The sequence below is a fragment of the Alkalihalobacillus alcalophilus ATCC 27647 = CGMCC 1.3604 genome, assembly GCF_000292245.2.
In the GTDB taxonomy this organism is placed as follows: Bacteria; Bacillota; Bacilli; order Bacillales; family Bacillaceae_D; genus Alkalihalobacillus; species Alkalihalobacillus alcalophilus.
On record NZ_ALPT02000154.1, the window covers coordinates 1 to 1,792 of the forward strand.

The following is a 1,792-nucleotide window of genomic DNA, read 5'->3' on the forward strand; positions in this document are numbered from 1 at the left end:
TGTATCGTTCCATTGTCCTAAAAAGCGATTGAATACAAAACGAGAACAGCCGATGGTTTTAGCAATCAGGGTTTCTTGTTCTTTGCTTGGATAGAGACGGAATTTGTATGCTTTGTTGATGAGCATTGTTTTCACCTCAGATAGGAATGTACGTTCTTATTATACCCTAACAAGAATCTCTTTGGCTACCGCCAACCGCCATTCATCTCCCCCTTATCGTTGGGCTTTGCCCTTCACACGATTGAAGAGGGAGTCTTCTGTCGGGAAATGATAAAAATAAATCATGTAAATAAAAAAAGACAAAATAAAAAAGCGGGTGATGAGAATCGAACTCACGACATCAGCTTGGAAGGCTGATGTTTTACCACTAAACTACACCCGCATATTATAAATAGTATTTAATTGATGTTTCTCACCTGTTGCATGTCTTTTCCTCTTCTAGCTTATGCTTCGTAGCTTGCTGCGTCAAGACAACTCGTTGATTTTTCATAGATGCTTCGCTCGCGGCTGAGGTTTTACCACTAAACTACACCCGCATGTAAAAAATTTATTTAATTTAAAATGGCGCGCCCTGAGAGATTCGAACTCCCGACCTTTTGATTCGTAGTCAAACACTCTATCCAGCTGAGCTAAGGGCGCATCATATTATATTTTTAATGGTGCCGAGGGCCGGACTTGAACCGGCACGGTAGTCACCTACCGCAGGATTTTAAGTCCTGTGTGTCTGCCAATTCCACCACCCCGGCTATTGATTGACAACCTTATAAGCGGAAGACGGGATTCGAACCCGCGACCCCCACCTTGGCAAGGTGGTGTTCTACCACTGAACTACTTCCGCATATTGGCTGGGCTAGCTGGATTCGAACCAACGCATGACGGAATCAAAATCCGTTGCCTTACCGCTTGGCGATAGCCCAATATGTATAAGGTTTTTTATTAAATTAATGGGGCGACTGATGGGAATCGAACCCACGAATGTCGGAACCACAATCCGATGTGTTAACCACTTCACCACAATCGCCACATAACTGGTGGAGGGGGACGGATTCGAACCGCCGAACCCTTAAGGAGCGGATTTACAGTCCGCCGCGTTTAGCCACTTCGCTACCCCTCCAGCATAAAAAGAAAAATGATATAATGGCGGTCCGGACGGGACTCGAACCCGCGACCTCCTGCGTGACAGGCAGGCATTCTAACCAACTGAACTACCGGACCAATATGTATAAAACTTGTACATATTGTAAATATACTTTTTAAGTACTACTATCTACGCTCGCATGAAGCTTATTCAACGTAGCTATCATAAATTTTTTTGGTTGCGGGGGACGGATTTGAACCATCGACCTTCGGGTTATGAGCCCGACGAGCTACCAGACTGCTCCACCCCGCGTCGTTATAAAGTTAATGGATGATGTTTTCTCTATGATGAAGACATCTTCCTCTTCTAGCTTATGCTTTGTTGTTTGATGCGTCGATGTTACTCGGAGATTACTCATTGATGTAATGCTCGTTGCTCCACCCCGCGTCGTTATAAAGTTAACAGATGATGTTTTCTCATTGATGAGGACATCTTCCTCTTCTAGCTATGCTTTGTTGTTTGCTGCGTCGATGTTACTCGGAGATTACTCATTGATGTAATGCTCGTTGCTCCACCCCGCGTCGTTATAAAGTTAATGGATGATGTTTTCTCTATGATGAGGACATCTTCCTCTTCTAGCTTATGCTTTGTTGTTTGATGCGTCGATGTTACTCGGAGATTACTCATTGATGTAATGCTCGTTGCTCCACCCCG

2 protein-coding genes and 9 tRNA genes are annotated in these 1,792 nt (G+C 44.3%); all 11 read right to left on the reverse strand.

Annotated elements, in window-relative coordinates; all coding sequences use genetic code 11:
- Window positions 1–126 (reverse strand): helix-turn-helix domain-containing protein (locus BALCAV_RS21900; protein ID WP_152563057.1); only part of this gene is annotated, 126 nt, incomplete at its 3' end.
- 185 nt (window positions 127–311) lie between these two features.
- A tRNA-Gly gene (locus BALCAV_RS20730) sits at window positions 312–382 on the reverse strand.
- Between the two features lie 180 nt (window positions 383–562).
- A tRNA-Arg gene (locus tag BALCAV_RS20735) sits at window positions 563–639 on the reverse strand.
- Window positions 640–657: 18 nt separating this feature from the next.
- Window positions 658–746 (reverse strand) — tRNA-Leu (locus tag BALCAV_RS20740).
- A gap of 20 nt (window positions 747–766) precedes the next feature.
- Window positions 767–838 (reverse strand) — tRNA-Gly (locus BALCAV_RS20745).
- Window positions 839–842: 4 nt separating this feature from the next.
- A tRNA-Gln gene (locus BALCAV_RS20750) sits at window positions 843–917 on the reverse strand.
- Window positions 918–945: 28 nt separating this feature from the next.
- A tRNA-His gene (locus BALCAV_RS20755) sits at window positions 946–1,021 on the reverse strand.
- An 8-nt stretch (window positions 1,022–1,029) separates the two neighbouring features.
- Window positions 1,030–1,114: transfer RNA gene (locus BALCAV_RS20760), tRNA-Tyr, on the reverse strand.
- A gap of 24 nt (window positions 1,115–1,138) precedes the next feature.
- A tRNA-Asp gene (locus BALCAV_RS20765) sits at window positions 1,139–1,215 on the reverse strand.
- A 98-nt stretch (window positions 1,216–1,313) separates the two neighbouring features.
- Window positions 1,314–1,390 (reverse strand) — tRNA-Met (locus BALCAV_RS20770).
- A gap of 189 nt (window positions 1,391–1,579) precedes the next feature.
- Window positions 1,580–1,792, reverse strand: a 213-nt coding sequence (locus BALCAV_RS22990) for a hypothetical protein (RefSeq protein ID WP_235213163.1), incomplete at its 5' end; no start/stop codon positions are given.